Source organism: Enterobacter sp. DC1 (assembly GCF_000568075.1).
Taxonomy (GTDB): domain Bacteria; phylum Pseudomonadota; class Gammaproteobacteria; order Enterobacterales; family Enterobacteriaceae; genus Enterobacter; species Enterobacter asburiae.
In genome coordinates, this window is sequence record NZ_AZUA01000003.1 from 146,750 (window position 1) to 162,559 (window position 15,810).

A 15,810-nucleotide genomic window follows, 5' to 3' on the forward strand; every position below is an offset into this window, starting at 1 on the left:
TTTCACTGCTTTTATACCTTTTGTATCGATCCTGTATCTGTAGACGATCGTCATCACAAAATTTCACGCTAAAAAACACACGATTTTTAGTATTGATAATTTGTTATGTTTGTTGCTTTTATGATCGCGAAACTTTTCTCGTTTGATATACATATATTGAAATCAAATACATTTCTCCCGTGAATATGTGACGAATTCCACTCTTTTCCGCAAGCCTGAAAATTTGCATCGGAAAAATTTGATAAATTGAAAGAATGTTTCAAACAAATAGCGGTTAATTATTGGCCTTTAATTGCCTGAAATATCGTCTTTATTGATTTTTTCCGGACGGTAAAATTTATCCGGGTTATCGCCATAAAATAAATTTATTACCGCTATTTTTGTTGATCAATATCAGCGTAGTAGCGTATTTATACTACGATATCTATTTGATAAATATCTGTTTTGTTGGGTTTTTGATATGTGAGTTAAGGAGCCTAGAAAGCAAATTGTGAGTAACAGCACATACCCCTTCAAACATTATTGAGTAGAATTCACCCCGTCATAGGGAAATAAGCGCAGAATATTATGAACACTATTATTCTACCGAAAACACAGCACCTCGTGGTATTTCAGGAAGTCATTAAAAGTGGCTCCATAGGTTCTGCAGCAAGACAGCTTGGCCTGACGCAACCCGCCGTCAGCAAAATCATCAGCGATATTGAGTCCTACTTCGGCGTGGAAGTGATGGTGCGTAAAAACACCGGCGTAAAACTCACTGCCGCGGGCCAGGTTCTGCTCTCGTACTCTGAGTCGATCACCCGCGAAATGAAAAACATGGTGAGTGAGATTAACAGCCTGAGTTTCAGCACCGTTATGGACGTCTCCTTTGGTTACCCGTCGCTGATCGGCTTTACCTTCCTGTCCGAAATGATCAAAAAATTCAAGGAAGTGTTCCCGAAAGCACGCGTCTCGATGTATGAAGCCCAGCTCTCCTCTTTCCTTCCGGCCATTCGCGACGGCCGTCTGGATTTCGCTATCGGTACGCTAAGCGATGAAATGCTGTTACAGGATCTGCACGTCGAACCGCTGTTCGAGTCCGAGTTTGTGCTGGTCGCCAGCAAAACGCGAACGTGCACCGGCCCGACGACACTGGCATCGCTCACGCACGAGCAGTGGGTGATGCCGCAAACCGATATGGGCTACTACAAAGAACTTCTGACCACCCTGCAAGACAACCACATCAGCATCGAAAACATCGTCCAGACCGATTCCGTCGTCACCATTTATAACCTTGTGCTGAATGCAGATTATCTGACGGTCATTCCCCGCGACATGATTGCACCGTTCGGTTCTGACCAGTTTATAGTGCTGCCAGTGGAAGATGAATTACCCGTGGCGCGTTATGCCGCCGTGTGGTCAAAAAATTACAGGATTAAAAAATCGGCGTCAGTATTAGTTGAGCTGGCAAAACAGTATTCGTCGATGAATATCGAAAGACGACGATGAATAATGAGTAATCATTTTAAAAACACCCGGAGCTTATCTCTGTAACGCTCTGATACCCTGACTTTGCCTGAAAAGAATGAATTATTATAACGAGGATATTATGCATATTACCTACGATCTCCCGGTAACGATTGAAGATATTCAGGACGCCAGAAAACGACTGGCAGGAAAAATATATAAAACCGGCATGCCGCGTTCGAATTATCTGAGCGAACGCTGCAAGGGCGAAATATTCCTGAAGTTTGAGAACATGCAGCGTACCGGCTCGTTTAAGATCCGCGGCGCGTTTAACAAGTTAAGCTCGCTGACCGACGCTGAAAAACGCAAAGGCGTTGTCGCCTGCTCCGCGGGGAACCACGCGCAGGGGGTGTCTCTCTCCTGCGCCATGCTCGGTATCGACGGCAAAGTGGTGATGCCGATGGGCGCGCCGAAATCCAAGGTTGCCGCTACCCGCGACTACTCGGCGGAAGTCGTGCTACACGGCGAGAACTTCAACGACACCATCGCCAAGGTCAGCGAAATCGTCGAGATGGAAGGGCGTATTTTTATTCCCCCTTACGATGACGCCAAAGTGATCGCCGGGCAGGGCACCATCGGTCTGGAAATTCTCGAAGATTTATACGATGTGGATAACGTTATTGTGCCTATCGGCGGCGGCGGTTTAATTGCCGGGATTGCGACGGCAATTAAATCCATCAACCCCACCATTAATATCATCGGCGTGCAGTCAGAAAATGTTCACGGCATGGCGGCATCGTACCAGGCCGGGGAAATAATGAGCCATCGCGTTACCGGCACGCTGGCCGACGGCTGTGACGTTTCTCGTCCCGGTAATTTACCGTTCGAAATTGTTCGCGAGCTGGTTGATGACATTGTGCTGGTCAGCGAAGACAACATTCGCGACAGCATGATCGCGCTTATTCAGCGAAATAAAGTGGTGACTGAAGGTGCCGGCGCGCTGGCCTGCGCCGCGTTATTAAGCGGCAAGCTTGACCACTATATTCAGGGCCGCAAAACCGTCTGCATTATTTCCGGCGGCAATATCGATCTCTCCCGTGTTTCCCAAATTACCGGCTTCGTTGACGCATAAAGGTGACCTATGAGCAACACAGAAAGCATTATCGTTGGCCAGACAAAAACGTCCTCCTGGCGGAAGTCTGATACCACATGGACGCTCGGCCTGTTTGGTACCGCTATTGGCGCAGGCGTGCTGTTCTTCCCCATTCGCGCAGGCTTTGGTGGATTGATCCCTATCCTGCTGATGCTGGTTCTCGCGTTCCCGATTGCGTTTTACTGTCACCGCGCGCTGGCGCGTTTGTGCCTGTCCGGCAGCAACGTCTCCGGCAACATCACCGAAACGGTGGAAGAGCACTTTGGTAAAACCGGTGGGGTGGTGATTACCTTCCTCTACTTCTTCGCCATTTGCCCGCTGCTGTGGATTTACGGCGTCACCATTACCAACACCTTTATGACCTTCTGGGAAAACCAGCTCCAGCTGCCTGCGCTGAACCGCGGCGTGGTGGCGCTGTTCCTGCTGCTGCTGATGGCCTTTGTTATCTGGTTTGGTAAAGACCTGATGGTGAAGGTCATGAGCTTCCTGGTGTTCCCGTTTATCGCCAGCCTGGTGCTGATTTCCCTGTCGCTGATCCCTTACTGGAACTCGGCGGTGATCGACCAGGTCAACCTGAGCGATATTGCCTTTACCGGTCATGACGGCATTCTGGTCACGGTGTGGCTGGGTATCTCCATCATGGTCTTCTCCTTCAACTTCTCGCCTATCGTCTCCTCGTTTGTGGTCTCTAAGCGCGAAGAGTACGAACCTGAGTTCGGTAAAGAGTTCACCGAGCAGAAATGTTCCAAAATCATCGGTCGCGCCAGCCTGCTGATGGTGGCCGTGGTGATGTTCTTCGCCTTTAGCTGCCTGTTTACGCTCTCTCCGCAGAACATGGCGGACGCCAAGGCGCAGAACATCCCGGTGCTCTCCTACCTGGCGAACCACTTTGCGTCAATGTCAGGAACCAAATCGACGTTCGCGACGGTGCTGGAATACGGTGCTTCCATCATCGCGCTGGTGGCTATCTTCAAATCCTTCTTCGGCCACTATCTGGGCACGCTGGAAGGGCTGAACGGCCTGATCCTCAAGTTCGGCTACAAGGGCGATAAGAAGAAAGTCTCCGTTGGCAAACTGAACACCATCAGCATGGTGTTCATCATGGGCTCCACCTGGGTTGTGGCCTACGCCAACCCGAACATTCTGGACCTTATTGAAGCCATGGGTGCGCCAATCATCGCCTCTCTGCTGTGCCTGCTGCCGATGTATGCCATCCGCAAAGCACCGGCGCTGGCGAAGTACAAAGGGCGCACCGAGAACATCTTCGTTACCGCGGTCGGGCTGCTGACCATTCTGAATATCGTTTACAAACTGTTCTAACCCATTGCTCAGGAAGAGCGGAGTCACATGATGATTGAGTTTCCGGTTGTACTGGTTATTAACTGCGGATCGTCCTCTGTTAAGTTTTCGGTGCTCGACGCCAGCAGCTGCGATGCCCTGATGACGGGCATTGCAGACGGGATCAACACCGAAAAGGCCTTTATTTCCGTGAACGGGGGTGAGCCGGCCAGACTGGCTCACCAGGACTACGAAGGGGCGCTGGCTGCCATCGCCCTGGAGCTGGAGAAGCGTAACCTGATGAGCAGCGTGGCCTTAATTGGCCACCGCATTGCGCACGGCGGCGACCTCTTCAGCGAGTCGACCCTGATCACGGAAGAGGTGATCGAGCAGATCCGCCAGGTCTCCCCGCTGGCGCCACTGCATAACTACGCCAACCTGAGCGGCGTGGAAGCCGCAGAGCGCCTCTTCCCGGGCGTGCAGCAGGTGGCGGTATTTGATACCAGCTTCCACCAGACGCTGCCGCCGCAGGCGTATCTGTACGGCTTGCCGTACCGCTATTTTGAAGCGCTGGGCGTGCGCCGCTACGGCTTCCACGGCACCTCTCACCGCTACGTGGCCACGCAGGCGCATACGCTTCTCGGGCTGTCTCCCGACGACAGCGGGCTGGTGATTGCCCATCTCGGCAACGGGGCGTCCATCTGCGCGGTGCGCAACGGCGAAAGCGTCGACACCTCGATGGGGATGACGCCGCTGGAAGGGCTGGTAATGGGGACGCGCTGCGGCGACGTGGACTTCGGCGCGATGGCGTGGATTGCCCAGCAGACCGGGCAGTCGTTTGAGGATCTGGAGCGCGTGGTCAATAAAGAGTCCGGGCTGCTGGGGATCTCCGGCATCTCCTCCGATTTACGCGCGCTGGAGAAAGCCTGGCACGAAGGCAACGAGCGGGCGCAGCTGGCAATACGCACCTTTATTCACCGCATTGCGCGACATATCGCCGGTCACGCGGCGTCGCTGCACCGCCTGGATGGGGTGGTCTTTACCGGCGGCATTGGCGAAAACTCGAAGCTTGTCCGCGCGCTGGTGGCGGAACATCTGAAAGTCTTCGGCATCATCCTCGACGACGCCAAAAATGCCCTGCCGGGGAGCGCGGGCGAGCGCGTGATCTCCACCGAGTCGTCCCGCGTGGCCTGCGCGGTTATCCCTACCAACGAAGAAAAAATGATCGCGCTGGACGCCCTCCGCCTTGGGAAGGTTACTCCGGCCGCGGCTTACGCCTGATAAAGCGAGAAACACATGAAAGTAACTATCGATACGGGCGTCGCGCCCTACAGCGACGCATGGGCCGGGTTTCGCGGTGAAGAATGGAAAAACGCCGTCAACGTCCGCGATTTTATTCAGCATAACTACACCCCTTATGAAGGCGATGAAGCTTTCCTCGCGCAGGCGACGCCAGCAACGACGGCGCTGTGGCAGAAGGTAATGGTCGGCATTCGCCAGGAGAATGCCACCCACGCCCCGGTGGATTTCGACACCAACATCGCCACCACCATTACGGCCCACGGGCCGGGCTATATCGACCAGGATCTGGAGACGATCGTTGGTCTGCAAACCGATAAGCCGCTCAAGCGCGCGCTGCATCCTTATGGCGGGATCAACATGATCCGCAGCTCGTTCGAAGCCTATGGACGGGAGATGGATCCGCAGTTCGAATACCTGTTTACCGACCTGCGCAAAACCCACAACCAGGGCGTGTTTGACGTCTACTCCCCTGAGATGATGCGCTGCCGTAAATCCGGCGTGCTGACCGGTCTGCCGGACGGCTACGGGCGCGGACGCATCATCGGCGACTATCGCCGCGTGGCGCTGTACGGGATCGCTTATCTGGTGCGCGAGCGCGAACTTCAGTTTGCCGATCTGCAGGGCAGGCTGGAGCGCGGTGAAGATCTGGAGGCGACGATCCGCCTGCGTGAAGAGCTGGCGGAGCACAGGCGCGCGCTGCTGCAGATCCAGCAGATGGCGGCGAACTATGGCTTTGATATTTCACGCCCGGCAATCAACGCCCAGGAGGCGGTGCAGTGGGTCTATTTTGCCTATCTTGCCGCGGTGAAATCCCAGAACGGCGGGGCGATGTCGCTGGGGCGCACGGCCTCGTTCATCGATATCTACATTGAACGCGACATGCAGGCGGGGCGCCTGAATGAAGTCCAGGCGCAGGAGCTGATCGACCACTTCATCATGAAGATCCGCATGGTGCGCTTCCTGCGCACGCCGGAGTTCGACACGCTCTTCTCCGGCGATCCGATCTGGGCGACGGAAGTGATCGGCGGCATGGGTCTGGACGGGCGCACGCTGGTGACCAAAAACAGCTTCCGCTATCTGCATACCCTTCACACCATGGGGCCTGCGCCGGAGCCGAACCTGACGATCCTCTGGTCTGAACAGCTGCCGATTGCGTTCAAGAAATACGCCGCGCAGGTGTCGATCGTCACCTCTTCGCTGCAGTATGAGAACGACGATCTGATGCGTGCGGACTTCAACAGCGACGACTACGCCATTGCCTGCTGCGTCAGCCCGATGGTGATCGGCAAGCAGATGCAGTTCTTTGGCGCGCGCGCCAACCTCGCCAAAACGCTGCTGTACGCGATCAACGGCGGGGTGGACGAGAAGCTGAAGATCCAGGTCGGCCCGAAAACCGAGCCGCTGCTGGACGACGTGCTGGATTACGACACCGTGATGGCGAGCCTCGATCACTTTATGGACTGGCTGGCGGTACAGTACATCAGCGCCCTGAACCTCATTCACTACATGCATGATAAGTACAGCTACGAAGCCTCGCTGATGGCGCTGCACGACCGCGACGTCTATCGCACCATGGCCTGCGGCATAGCCGGGCTGTCGGTGGCGGCGGATTCCCTGTCGGCCATTAAATACGCCACGGTGAAGCCGGTGCGCGACCATACCGGACTGGCGGTCGATTTCGTGATTGAAGGGGACTATCCGCAGTACGGCAACAACGACGACCGCGTGGACAGCATCGCCTGCGACCTGGTGGAGCGCTTTATGAAGAAAATTCAGGCGCTGCCAACCTACCGCAACGCGGTGCCAACCCAGTCGATCCTGACCATCACCTCCAACGTGGTGTACGGCCAGAAGACCGGGAACACACCGGACGGACGCCGAGGCGGCACGCCGTTTGCGCCTGGCGCGAACCCGATGCACGGCCGCGACAGAAAAGGGGCGGTGGCCTCGCTAACGTCGGTGGCCAAGCTGCCGTTCGCCTATGCAAAAGACGGGATCTCCTACACCTTCTCCATCGTGCCGCAGGCGCTGGGCAAGGACGAGCTGGTGCGCAAAACCAACCTGGTAGGGCTGCTGGACGGGTACTTCCATCATGAAGCGTCCATTGAGGGCGGGCAGCATCTGAACGTCAACGTCATGAACCGGGAAATGCTCCTCGATGCCATCGCGCATCCCGAGAATTACCCGAACCTGACGATCCGCGTTTCAGGCTATGCGGTGCGTTTTAACGCTCTGACGCGCGAGCAGCAGCAGGATGTGATTTCGCGAACGTTTACCCAATCTATCTAAATGCGAGTTCTTATGCCCCCTCAACGCAGGGGGCATTTTTTTGCCCGCTAAACATACAAAATTGTTTATATAATTACTCACACATATTCATCCGCTCTTGAAAAACAATACGCCTGCTTTTCCCTATAACAGCATGTAAGGACAGTAAGATGATGAAAATGACCCGTATTGCGCTGGTCGCCGCCTCGCTGGCAGCGTGCAGTTTTACGGCACAGGCCGCGAACGTTGAGGCTGCCCCGTCTCCATCGCAGGATCCGCTGGTACAGCACCTGAAGCTCAGCAATGAGCAGGTTAAGAAGATTGAAGATCTGCATAAGCAGCTGGAACAAAATGTCAGCAAGATCCCGATGACAGGGGTGAAGGACGGCGCGCTGATCGACATGTTCCAGGCGGGTAAATGGGACGAAAGCACGGTGAAAAGCCAGCTTACCGCCTTTAGTAAAATTGAAGAGCAGACCCGCTATTACCGCGTGAAATATTACTTCGACGTCAGCCAGGTGTTGACGCCGGAACAGCGTAAGCAGATTAGAACCGATATGGCTAACGCGCTGGCAGAGTGATCCAGGAATCAATCACTTAAAATGAAACCTCACAGAATCTCTTCAATTGGATTCTGTGAGGTATGATCCTGACTTTCATGCTGATGCCCGTTCATTCCATGCATCAGAGAATTGAATATTCCCGTCGCAATAGGTCCAGGTCGCTTTTTCGTAGCGCAATTGAATAGATTCAAGGTGGCCAGTACCAGGACAGTTACGTGTATCGTTAACAATAGGGGAGATAGAGACAACTTTCACACCTTCCAGCTCAGTTCTAAAGTATTCAACCTCCCAACCTGCGTCATTAATCCGGTAATATCTAATCTCAACTTTCTTAAGGTTTTGCCCTGTCGCTACCGCCTTATAAAGATAGGGAGATGAGCTATCAATTTCCTTCTCGAACAAAAAAGGCGCGTGTTTCCTCGTTCCGGTTAATCTTCCGGAGAGTGGATCGGTTGGAATACTCAAGTTATGGGTTAAACCTCTAATTTCAACACTCCCTTCACGATCCTGAACATCACATGAACCTTTAATGAGTGAACCACCGTCGTCATAGAACCAAATGTGAACAGGTACGGCCATTATAAAAACTCCTTTTATAAATCAATCGTGTATCCATTTACCTGCTTTTACCGCTTCGGCAAACATTCTTACTGTTAATGGCTTTGATAGTTGCTTTATCTGTTCTTTAGTAAACCATTTTCTGAAAAACCAGGTTTGAGTCCAGGGGAAATAATTTTCAGTGTTAACTTCGATAAGATACTCTTTTTCGAATCTCTCAATGGCATATACGATATCATCCAGATCGGTGTAATCCTGTAAAACATCATCTATCTCAAGCGGGATTCTCTTGCCCGTAAATGTTCCTTGTTCTGGTAAATTGTCCCTGAAGAATTTTAAAACATCAGTTTCACTGTTCATCTTCACCAAATCCGGTCTTTTGGGTGAGCAATCGTATTATATCGTGAAAGCGTTTTGTAACTTATCATTGCAACATCTGCAGCAAGTATGGTTATCCCTAGTGCAGGTATCCATCGGCCGATGAACGCACCTAAATTTTTGGTATACATTGGTTTTCTGTATTTAAAGCTTGCAAGTGTAATTGTAGGTAATCGGTGTGGTAGCTGTACATTCAGTAGATCTCGCAGGTATTTAGATGCCACAGATGTGCCTATTGTAGCCGTTTCTGGCTTTGTTCTGGTTTCAAGTATGGGTAAACCAAGAATCATAGTGGCCATCATTACTGCATCCTTTAATCCGCCGAACTGTTCATCGGTTGAATCCAGAAAAATCCAAAAAAATAACTCAGATGCCGAGATGTTACACACACCTTTATAAAAGTATGTTCCATTGAGTTCTTCAACGGTGTCCATAGTATAACCATAGTCTTTGCATTGTTTGCTGAAATGTCATCCTATAAAAAACAAAGGGCTGAGAGTAGGGCGTTCATCTTTATAAATTCCGAAATATTCGTTCTTTCAAGGTGGCTATGATTTTTAAAGGGCGTCATTCTTAGATAGTCTTGGTTATTTTTCCAGTTCATGGGGAGTTTTTCTCCCTTGCTCCGGTTAAGATTTTCTCACACCAACACACTGGATGACTCTGCCGTAACGGGCAACGAGGGGATTGTGGCGCACGATGTGGAGCAGTCGATCGCAAACCTGTGCGCGCTGGCGTGCAGCTCAATGCAGGAAACGGACCGGCAGATTATTGAGATTATGGCGAGTAAGGTGTTGTGATTTCATCCAACCCGTTACCCCTCACCCTAACCCTCTCCCACAGGGAGAGGGAACCGAGCGAGCGAGGGGGGCGTGTTTATCTTAAACCGGCAAATCAATCAGCAGTGCGCGCAGCGGCGTATCCGCCACCAGGGTGATATTCGCTTCATCACGAATAAACGCTCCGTCGCCGCAGGTGAGCGCTTCTTTCTCTTCCGTGTGCGTCACCGCATGCACCGTACCGTGAATAGACTGCAAATAGGCGCGCGGACCATGAAGCTGGAAGCTGGCCTGTTCACCTTTCTTCAGCTCGATATGGTGCAGCCACACCTGCTGGCGCAGCTGCAGACTACCTTTACTGCCGTCCGGCGATGCAATCAGCTGCTGCTTATCGCCCGTTAAATCTAACTTCTGTACCAGCGGATTTTCCCGCTCGGGGCAGGCGTCCAGCCACAGCTGCATACGGGTCAGCGTTTTGTCTTTGCTGAGGTTATGTTCGCTGTAGCTAATGCCCGGCTGCGTGGAAATTAACAACGCTTCGCCAGCCTTTGCCTGGACATGATTGCCCTCGCTATCGCGGTATTCTGCCTCGCCTTCCAGGATCAGGTTCAGGATATCGACTTTCGGGTACGTACGCGGCTGGAAGGAGGCGCCCGGGGCGAGCACTTCCTGGTTCAACACGCGCAGTGAAGCGTAACCGAGGAGTTTAGGGTCAAAGTAGTGTCCAAAGGAAAAGGTGTAGCGGGCCTGCAGCCAACCGAAATCGGCTTGTCCGCACTGTTTAGCTGTTCTTGTCGTAATCATAAACTTGACCTCTCTTTACACTAAAACAATGGTAAAGGTATGGACGCTGCATTGTTAGCCAGATATTCTGCCCGGTATGTTCAAATTTCCTGAATGAGAACGAGATGGCTAAAGAGAGAGCATTGACGCTTGAGGCGCTTCGCGTCATGGACGCGATTGACCGGCGCGGCAGTTTTGCGGCGGCGGCAGATGAGCTGGGGCGCGTTCCGTCTGCGCTAAGCTACACCATGCAGAAGCTGGAGGAAGAGCTGGACGTGGTGCTGTTTGACCGCTCCGGTCATCGAACAAAATTCACCAACGTGGGGCGAATGCTGCTGGAGCGCGGCCGCGTGCTGCTGGAAGCGGCGGATAAGCTCACCACGGACGCCGAAGCGCTGGCGCGCGGCTGGGAAACCCATCTGACGCTGGTGACGGAAGCGCTGGTGCCGACTGAAGCGCTGTTCCCGCTGGTGGACCGCCTGGCGGCGAAGGCCAATACGCAGCTGTCAATCATCACCGAGGTGCTGGCAGGCGCGTGGGAACGTCTGGAAACGGGCAGGGCGGATATTGTCATTGCCCCGGACATGCACTTCCGTTCCTCATCAGAAATCAACTCGCGCAAGCTTTACAGCGTGATGAACGTCTACGTTGCCGCACCCAATCACCCGATTCATCAGGAGCCGGAGCCGCTTTCAGAGGTGACGCGCGTGAAGTATCGCGGCGTGGCGGTGGCGGATACCGCGCGCGAGCGTCCGGTGCTGACGGTGCAGCTGCTGGATAAGCAGCCTCGCCTGACGGTGACCTCGCTGGAAGACAAACGGCAGGCGCTGCTGGCCGGTCTGGGCGTGGCAACCATGCCGTACCCGTTTGTTGAAAAAGACATTGCTGAAGGGCGGCTGCGCGTTGTCAGCCCGGAATATAGCCACGAGGTGGATATCATTATGGCGTGGCGCCGTGACAGCATGGGCGAAGCCAAATCATGGTGTTTACGCGAAATTCCGAAGCTTTTCACGCAATATAATAAATAAAATCGTATTTTGTAGGCCCGGTAAGCGAAGCGCCACCGGGCTTTTTTTATGCGCCGATCTTCGGATCCGGACCAAAGCGGTTTTCGCCCGGCGTCCCGCTCTGGCAGTTGAAAATTAAAATCACGATCCAGCCAATAATCGGGATCAACAGCAGCAGTAACCACCACGCTGAACGATCGGTGTCGTGCAGTCGACGGAACAGCACCGCCCATGATGGCAGCAGGACCAACAGGCCATAAATGGTGGTCAGCACGCCTTCACCGCCAGCCCGCTCCCAGCCGAGAATTTTATCCACAATACCCAGCACCATGATGAGGATGAAGTTCACCAGAACGAACATCCAGTACTCTTTGCGGCGGGCACGGCCACCAAATCCAATGTAGTTGCGCAGTACTTTTAAATACCAGTCCATTTTTCCTTGCCTCAATAGTCGGTCAATCACTTGTTTTCTAAGCAATCAAAGTAAGGATAGATGGAGATTGTGAATTAAAAAAGGGCATTTACCCGTCATACTTCAAGTTGCCTGGGCGTTGGCTTCCTCGCTCACCCCAGTCACGTACTTATGTACGCTCCTGGGGATTCGCTGCGTCGCCGCCTTCACGCAACTTGAATTATTTAGGGTATTAATAGATGCCCTTAATATTTATCCAAATCGGACGTCGCGCCCGTGAGGTTCATCCAGATCCTGCCACGGACCAATGGAGATAATGCCCGTCGGGTTGATGGTTTTGTGGCTGCGGAAATAGTGGGTGCGAATATGGTCGAAGTCGACCGTGTCGGCAATACCCGGCATCTGGTAGATGTCACGCAGGAAACCATGCAGGTTCAGGTAATCGCTGATGCGGTGCTTGTCGCACTTAAAGTGGGTGACATAGACAGGATCGAAGCGAACCAGCGTGGTCCACAGGCGAATGTCCGCTTCCGTCAGGCGATCGCCCGTCAGGTAGCGATGCTTGTCCAGGATCTGCTCGAGACGCTCCAGCGATTCAAACACCTTTCCAACCGCTTCGTCATACGCTTCCTGGCTGGTGGCGAAACCGGCCTTGTAGACACCGTTGTTGACGTTGTCGTAAATCCAGCCGTTCAGCTCGTCAATTTTCTCACGCAGCTCAACCGGATAGTAATCTCCGGCACGGGCGCCGTGCGCGTCAAACGCGGTATTGAACATGCGGATGATTTCCGCTGACTCGTTGCTGACAATCGTCTGGTTTTTCTTGTCCCACAGCACCGGCACGGTAACGCGCCCGGTGTAATGGGGATCGGCGCGCAGATAGAGCTGGTAAAGGAAATCGTGGTGGTAAAGATCGTCGCCGGTCGCCGCGGGGAAATCACTGTCAAACGTCCAGCCGTTTTCCAGCATCAGCGGGTTCACGACCGAAACCGGGATTAAGGATTCGAGACCTTTAAGCTTGCGCACAATCAGCGTGCGGTGTGCCCACGGGCAGGCAAGCGAAACATATAGATGATAACGGTCTTTCTCAGCCGCGAAGCCTCCTTCGCCGCTCGGGCCAGGCGCACCGTCGGCGGTCAGCCAGTTACGGAAGGCCGAAACTGAGCGCTTGAAGCGACCTCCGGTGGATTTGGTGTCATACCAGACATCCTGCCATACGCCGTCTACGAGTTGTCCCATTTTTTCTCCTCCGTCAGATAGCAAAAGCGAGGAGATGTCTCCTCGCTTTATGTTCATTCAGTATAGCGTGCTTACCACTTCTTATTCAGAACGCGGTCGATGCTGTATGCGCCCGGGCCAGTGACGGCCAGCAGCAGGAAGCCACCCGCGATGGTCAGGTTTTTCATGAACATCAGAGAGTTCACGCCTTCCGCAAAGTTGCTGTGGAAGATGAACGCCGTCAGCACGGTGAAGCCTGCGGTAAACAGCGCGGTGGTACGGGTCAGGAAGCCGAACAGTACCGCCAGGCCGCCGCCGAACTCAAGAAGAATGGTCAGCGGCAGCAGGAACCCCGGAACGCCCATGGCTTCCATATACTGCTGGGTACCCGCATAACCGGTGATTTTTCCCCAACCTGCCACGATGAACAGAATTGGCATCAGAATACGCGCGACCAGTACACCAACATCTTCTAATTTTTTCATTTTACTCTCCAGGAAACCACATGAGCGGCTGAACATTATTTGTCTGCAATTCCGGGTAGATACCGCGGCGTTGCTGTCGATGGAGAGGATAATAAACGGGGCGGGGGGTAATTGTTAGCAAGGAAAACTGTCAATCTAATTCAAAGATATTGAGTAAGGGAGAGGGGAGGAGAATTTGCCGGGTGGCGCTGCGCTTACCCGGCCTACGCTTGCAAGTAGGCCGGTTAAGGCGTAGCCGCCACCCGGCGAGAAGGCTAGCGTAACTGCTGTTGACGGATCGTCGCTTTCACCAGACGCCAGGCGCTCCAGGCGCCGAATCCACGACGAGCCCAGCGGATCAGCATGTTCGGATGACGAACGGACCAGATAGCCATCACGCTGCTGCCGACCAGCGCCCATGAACGCAGGCTCAGGACGGTATTCCAGCCCCGGTCAAACCGTCGCGTCGCGTCAATCCAGTCGCGACGACTGGCAGACAGATCCAGCCGTTGCTGCTGGATCTGGCTTAACAGGTACGCTTTTCGCTTTTGACGTTCGGCTTTACCGCTCACGGCTAGTCATCCTCCAGCAGGGCGCGATCGTTCGCCAGTTCCTGACGCGTATGGCGCAGGAAAGTGGACTTGCGCGCTTTACGCAGCGTCCAGATACCGCCTATCAACGCTGCTACCAGCAGAACGACGGTGGTGGCAATCATCGCGTTAAGACGATACTGGGGATCAATGGCCCAGATGATTAACACCATCAGGCTCATCAGACCAAACGCGGCAAAGAGCATGGTCAGCCCGAGCATCAGCAGCATCTGGAAGAGGTTGGCTTTCTCCTCTTCCAGCTCGACCACTGCCAGCCGGACGCGCGTTTCGGCAATCCCGACCAGCGTCGTTAAAATACGCTGGCCGATGCCGAGGACGTTGTTAGCAGGCCCTTGTGCGTGACGAGGATCTTCCATATCAACGACGCGTCAGAAGGACACCCAGTACCACACCCACTGCGGCACCAATCCCTACACCCGTCCATGGATTATCACGCACATATTCGTCCGCGCGCGCAGCCGCTTCGCGGGTCTGTTTCGCCAGTGCATCACCGGTTTCACCCAGGCGATAGCGGCTCTCTTTCAGCGCCTGCTCCGCCTTGCTGCGCAGCTTGCTGACCTCTTCTTTTGACTTGTCAGCAGAGGAGTTCAGCACCTCTTCAAGGGTATCGGCCAGGGATTTCAGTTCAGCGCGCAGATGTTCAGACGTCGTATCTTTTGACATGATTCTCTCTCCTGTTGAGATTTCCGTTAACTCAATAATCGCGAGCTTCCAGCGCTTTCAGATCATCCTGCGCTTCTTTCAACTTCTTCTCGCGCTTAGCAATTTTTTCCGCATCTCCTTTCTCTTTCGCTTCCTGCAGGTCGCGACGGCGCTCGGCTATCTCGTCCTTCTGTTCAGCGATTTTCTTCTTGTGATCGGCACGAAGCTTGCTGTCTGAACAGTTCGCTTTCACTTCGCTCAGCGCTTTTTTAAGACCATCAACACGGTGCTGATTGTTATGCTTTTCGGCATAACCGATCTCACGCTGAATATCCTGTTCTTTCTCCTGACAGAGAGAGTTTGCGAAGGATGCTGTGCTTAAAGAAAAAAGGGCCAGAGCCAGAGTAATGCGGAATTTCATTATCGAAACCTTCCATTGTGTTGCGGCGTTAGCCGCTATCCAAAGTTATGCGGAGTACATCGAGGGGTGCTCCGCGTACTTAAGCATAGTAAGTAAACGGGGGATTCACCAAAGTGAGTGAAAAGATTCGGAATCCTGGAAGTTATCCGAACCGATGCGACGTATCGCGAATTAATGAGAGCCAGGCTGCAGGCTGGCTGTCATCTTCCTGCTGGGCAATGATATACCCGTGCGGCAGCGTACGGTCGAGAACCACTTTCGCGGCGGCACTTTGCGCACGGGAATCAAACTTGATCAGTAAAACGTCGTCCTGCGGGGTAATACTCTTAAAGCGGATCCCGTTCGCATCCAGATGATGCCAGACAGAAAAACCGTCAGGCACGCTGGCACCCTGGTTTACCGGGCGGATGGCCAGCGTCGATTCCTGATGCGAAAGCGCGCTCCATGCCAGCAGCATGGCGCAGAGGACGAACAGCGTAATCACGGCAACGGCAAAACGGCGCAGGGCGAGCGGTGAGATAACCATC

Annotated in this window: 19 protein-coding genes and 1 pseudogene; 8 read left to right on the forward strand and 12 right to left on the reverse strand. The window is 53.5% G+C overall.

From position 1 onward, the window contains the following. The first annotated feature begins 567 nt into the window (after positions 1 to 567). From tdcA to P346_RS11005, 6 genes are all read left to right on the forward strand, one after another. Entirely contained in the window at positions 568 to 1,488 is a 921-nt protein-coding gene (gene tdcA, locus P346_RS11030) for a transcriptional regulator TdcA (protein WP_008501504.1), read from the forward strand. Positions 1,489 to 1,588: 100 nt separating this feature from the next. Continuing rightward, on the forward strand, positions 1,589 to 2,578 hold the full coding sequence (gene tdcB, locus P346_RS11025; protein ID WP_032640996.1) for a bifunctional threonine ammonia-lyase/L-serine ammonia-lyase TdcB: 990 nt from the start codon (positions 1,589 to 1,591) through the stop codon (positions 2,576 to 2,578). Between the two features lie 9 nt (positions 2,579 to 2,587). Continuing rightward, positions 2,588 to 3,919 (forward strand): threonine/serine transporter TdcC, encoded by a 1,332-nt coding sequence (gene tdcC, locus P346_RS11020; protein ID WP_023333551.1) that lies wholly within the window; start codon positions 2,588 to 2,590, stop codon positions 3,917 to 3,919. A 30-nt stretch (positions 3,920 to 3,949) separates the two neighbouring features. Then, complete coding sequence (gene tdcD / locus P346_RS11015; RefSeq protein WP_032660494.1) at positions 3,950 to 5,158, forward strand: propionate kinase; 1,209 nt, start codon at positions 3,950 to 3,952, stop codon at positions 5,156 to 5,158. 15 nt (positions 5,159 to 5,173) lie between these two features. Next, positions 5,174 to 7,468: a formate C-acetyltransferase gene (pflB, locus tag P346_RS11010; protein ID WP_032659759.1), complete on the forward strand. Its 2,295-nt coding sequence runs from the start codon at positions 5,174 to 5,176 to the stop codon at positions 7,466 to 7,468. A 149-nt stretch (positions 7,469 to 7,617) separates the two neighbouring features. Further along, the gene (locus P346_RS11005) at positions 7,618 to 8,028 is read left to right on the forward strand and encodes a Spy/CpxP family protein refolding chaperone (protein WP_032659762.1); all 411 of its coding nucleotides are present in this window, start codon (positions 7,618 to 7,620) and stop codon (positions 8,026 to 8,028) included. Between the two features lie 75 nt (positions 8,029 to 8,103). Here P346_RS11005 and P346_RS11000 read toward each other — a convergent pair whose 3' ends face one another. Genes P346_RS11000 through P346_RS0121690 form a run of 3 tightly spaced genes read right to left on the reverse strand, consistent with a single transcriptional unit; the run spans position 8,104 to position 9,380 of the window. Then, a complete protein-coding gene (locus P346_RS11000; protein WP_032659764.1) occupies positions 8,104 to 8,589 on the reverse strand; it encodes an Hcp family type VI secretion system effector in 486 nt (161 codons plus the stop codon). Between the two features lie 21 nt (positions 8,590 to 8,610). Further along, the gene (locus P346_RS10995; RefSeq protein WP_032659767.1) at positions 8,611 to 8,928 is read right to left on the reverse strand and encodes a DUF1493 family protein; all 318 of its coding nucleotides are present in this window, start codon (positions 8,926 to 8,928) and stop codon (positions 8,611 to 8,613) included. A gap of 2 nt (positions 8,929 to 8,930) precedes the next feature. Further along, positions 8,931 to 9,380 carry an STM2901 family protein gene (locus tag P346_RS0121690; protein ID WP_032659769.1) on the reverse strand — a complete coding sequence of 150 codons (450 nt, stop codon included), beginning with the start codon at positions 9,378 to 9,380 and terminating at the stop codon, positions 8,931 to 8,933. Positions 9,381 to 9,599: 219 nt separating this feature from the next. Here P346_RS0121690 and P346_RS0121695 point away from each other — a divergent pair. Continuing rightward, positions 9,600 to 9,746 (forward strand): annotated as a pseudogene (locus P346_RS0121695) (serine dehydratase subunit alpha family protein); the annotation flags it as partial. 81 nt (positions 9,747 to 9,827) lie between these two features. Here P346_RS0121695 and P346_RS10990 read toward each other — a convergent pair. After that, positions 9,828 to 10,529, reverse strand: coding sequence for a pirin family protein (locus P346_RS10990; protein WP_023309295.1), 702 nt, complete (start codon positions 10,527 to 10,529; stop codon positions 9,828 to 9,830). 104 nt (positions 10,530 to 10,633) lie between these two features. Here P346_RS10990 and P346_RS10985 point away from each other — a divergent pair, with 104 nt between their 5' ends. Beyond that, positions 10,634 to 11,536 (forward strand): LysR family transcriptional regulator, encoded by a 903-nt coding sequence (locus P346_RS10985; protein ID WP_029739659.1) that lies wholly within the window; start codon positions 10,634 to 10,636, stop codon positions 11,534 to 11,536. Between the two features lie 46 nt (positions 11,537 to 11,582). On the opposite strand, the gene P346_RS10980 is transcribed toward P346_RS10985, so the two are convergent. The 8 genes from P346_RS10980 to mzrA all read right to left on the reverse strand — a co-directional run bounded on the left by P346_RS10980 (position 11,583) and on the right by mzrA (position 15,809). After that, positions 11,583 to 11,948, reverse strand: a complete 366-nt coding sequence (locus P346_RS10980; protein WP_029739660.1) for a DUF805 domain-containing protein — start codon at positions 11,946 to 11,948, stop codon at positions 11,583 to 11,585. Between the two features lie 231 nt (positions 11,949 to 12,179). Then, entirely contained in the window at positions 12,180 to 13,166 is a 987-nt protein-coding gene (locus P346_RS10975; RefSeq protein WP_032659772.1) for a glutathione S-transferase family protein, read from the reverse strand. Between the two features lie 71 nt (positions 13,167 to 13,237). Continuing rightward, the gene (locus P346_RS10970) at positions 13,238 to 13,630 is read right to left on the reverse strand and encodes a DoxX family protein (protein WP_023309292.1); all 393 of its coding nucleotides are present in this window, start codon (positions 13,628 to 13,630) and stop codon (positions 13,238 to 13,240) included. Between the two features lie 254 nt (positions 13,631 to 13,884). Continuing rightward, positions 13,885 to 14,181 (reverse strand): YqjK-like family protein, encoded by a 297-nt coding sequence (locus P346_RS10965; protein WP_032659774.1) that lies wholly within the window; start codon positions 14,179 to 14,181, stop codon positions 13,885 to 13,887. A 2-nt stretch (positions 14,182 to 14,183) separates the two neighbouring features. Next, on the reverse strand, positions 14,184 to 14,576 hold the full coding sequence (locus tag P346_RS10960; protein WP_023333540.1) for a phage holin family protein: 393 nt from the start codon (positions 14,574 to 14,576) through the stop codon (positions 14,184 to 14,186). A gap of 1 nt (position 14,577) precedes the next feature. Then, a complete protein-coding gene (locus P346_RS10955; RefSeq protein WP_008503141.1) occupies positions 14,578 to 14,883 on the reverse strand; it encodes a DUF883 family protein in 306 nt (101 codons plus the stop codon). Positions 14,884 to 14,914: 31 nt separating this feature from the next. After that, positions 14,915 to 15,283, reverse strand: coding sequence for a DUF1090 domain-containing protein (locus P346_RS10950; protein WP_032659776.1), 369 nt, complete (start codon positions 15,281 to 15,283; stop codon positions 14,915 to 14,917). A 142-nt stretch (positions 15,284 to 15,425) separates the two neighbouring features. After that, a complete protein-coding gene (mzrA, locus tag P346_RS10945) occupies positions 15,426 to 15,809 on the reverse strand; it encodes an EnvZ/OmpR regulon moderator MzrA (protein ID WP_032659779.1) in 384 nt (127 codons plus the stop codon). Position 15,810: the final 1 nt, after the last annotated feature.

Bases quoted from the DNA above. Each gene is read 5' to 3' on its own strand.
- tdcA (WP_008501504.1), top strand. From the start codon at position 568: ATGAACACTATTATTCTACCGAAAACACAGCACCTCGTGGTATTTCAG.
- tdcB (WP_032640996.1), top strand. From the start codon at position 1,589: ATGCATATTACCTACGATCTCCCGGTAACGATTGAAGATATTCAGGAC.
- tdcC (WP_023333551.1), top strand. From the start codon at position 2,588: ATGAGCAACACAGAAAGCATTATCGTTGGCCAGACAAAAACGTCCTCC.
- tdcD (WP_032660494.1), top strand. From the start codon at position 3,950: ATGATTGAGTTTCCGGTTGTACTGGTTATTAACTGCGGATCGTCCTCT.
- pflB (WP_032659759.1), top strand. From the start codon at position 5,174: ATGAAAGTAACTATCGATACGGGCGTCGCGCCCTACAGCGACGCATGG.
- P346_RS11005 (WP_032659762.1), top strand. From the start codon at position 7,618: ATGATGAAAATGACCCGTATTGCGCTGGTCGCCGCCTCGCTGGCAGCG.
- P346_RS11000 (WP_032659764.1), bottom strand. From the start codon at position 8,589: ATGGCCGTACCTGTTCACATTTGGTTCTATGACGACGGTGGTTCACTC.
- P346_RS10995 (WP_032659767.1), bottom strand. From the start codon at position 8,928: ATGAACAGTGAAACTGATGTTTTAAAATTCTTCAGGGACAATTTACCA.
- P346_RS0121690 (WP_032659769.1), bottom strand. From the start codon at position 9,380: ATGGACACCGTTGAAGAACTCAATGGAACATACTTTTATAAAGGTGTG.
- P346_RS10990 (WP_023309295.1), bottom strand. From the start codon at position 10,529: ATGATTACGACAAGAACAGCTAAACAGTGCGGACAAGCCGATTTCGGT.
- P346_RS10985 (WP_029739659.1), top strand. From the start codon at position 10,634: ATGGCTAAAGAGAGAGCATTGACGCTTGAGGCGCTTCGCGTCATGGAC.
- P346_RS10980 (WP_029739660.1), bottom strand. From the start codon at position 11,948: ATGGACTGGTATTTAAAAGTACTGCGCAACTACATTGGATTTGGTGGC.
- P346_RS10975 (WP_032659772.1), bottom strand. From the start codon at position 13,166: ATGGGACAACTCGTAGACGGCGTATGGCAGGATGTCTGGTATGACACC.
- P346_RS10970 (WP_023309292.1), bottom strand. From the start codon at position 13,630: ATGAAAAAATTAGAAGATGTTGGTGTACTGGTCGCGCGTATTCTGATG.
- P346_RS10960 (WP_023333540.1), bottom strand. From the start codon at position 14,576: ATGGAAGATCCTCGTCACGCACAAGGGCCTGCTAACAACGTCCTCGGC.
- P346_RS10955 (WP_008503141.1), bottom strand. From the start codon at position 14,883: ATGTCAAAAGATACGACGTCTGAACATCTGCGCGCTGAACTGAAATCC.
- P346_RS10950 (WP_032659776.1), bottom strand. From the start codon at position 15,283: ATGAAATTCCGCATTACTCTGGCTCTGGCCCTTTTTTCTTTAAGCACA.
- mzrA (WP_032659779.1), bottom strand. From the start codon at position 15,809: ATGGTTATCTCACCGCTCGCCCTGCGCCGTTTTGCCGTTGCCGTGATT.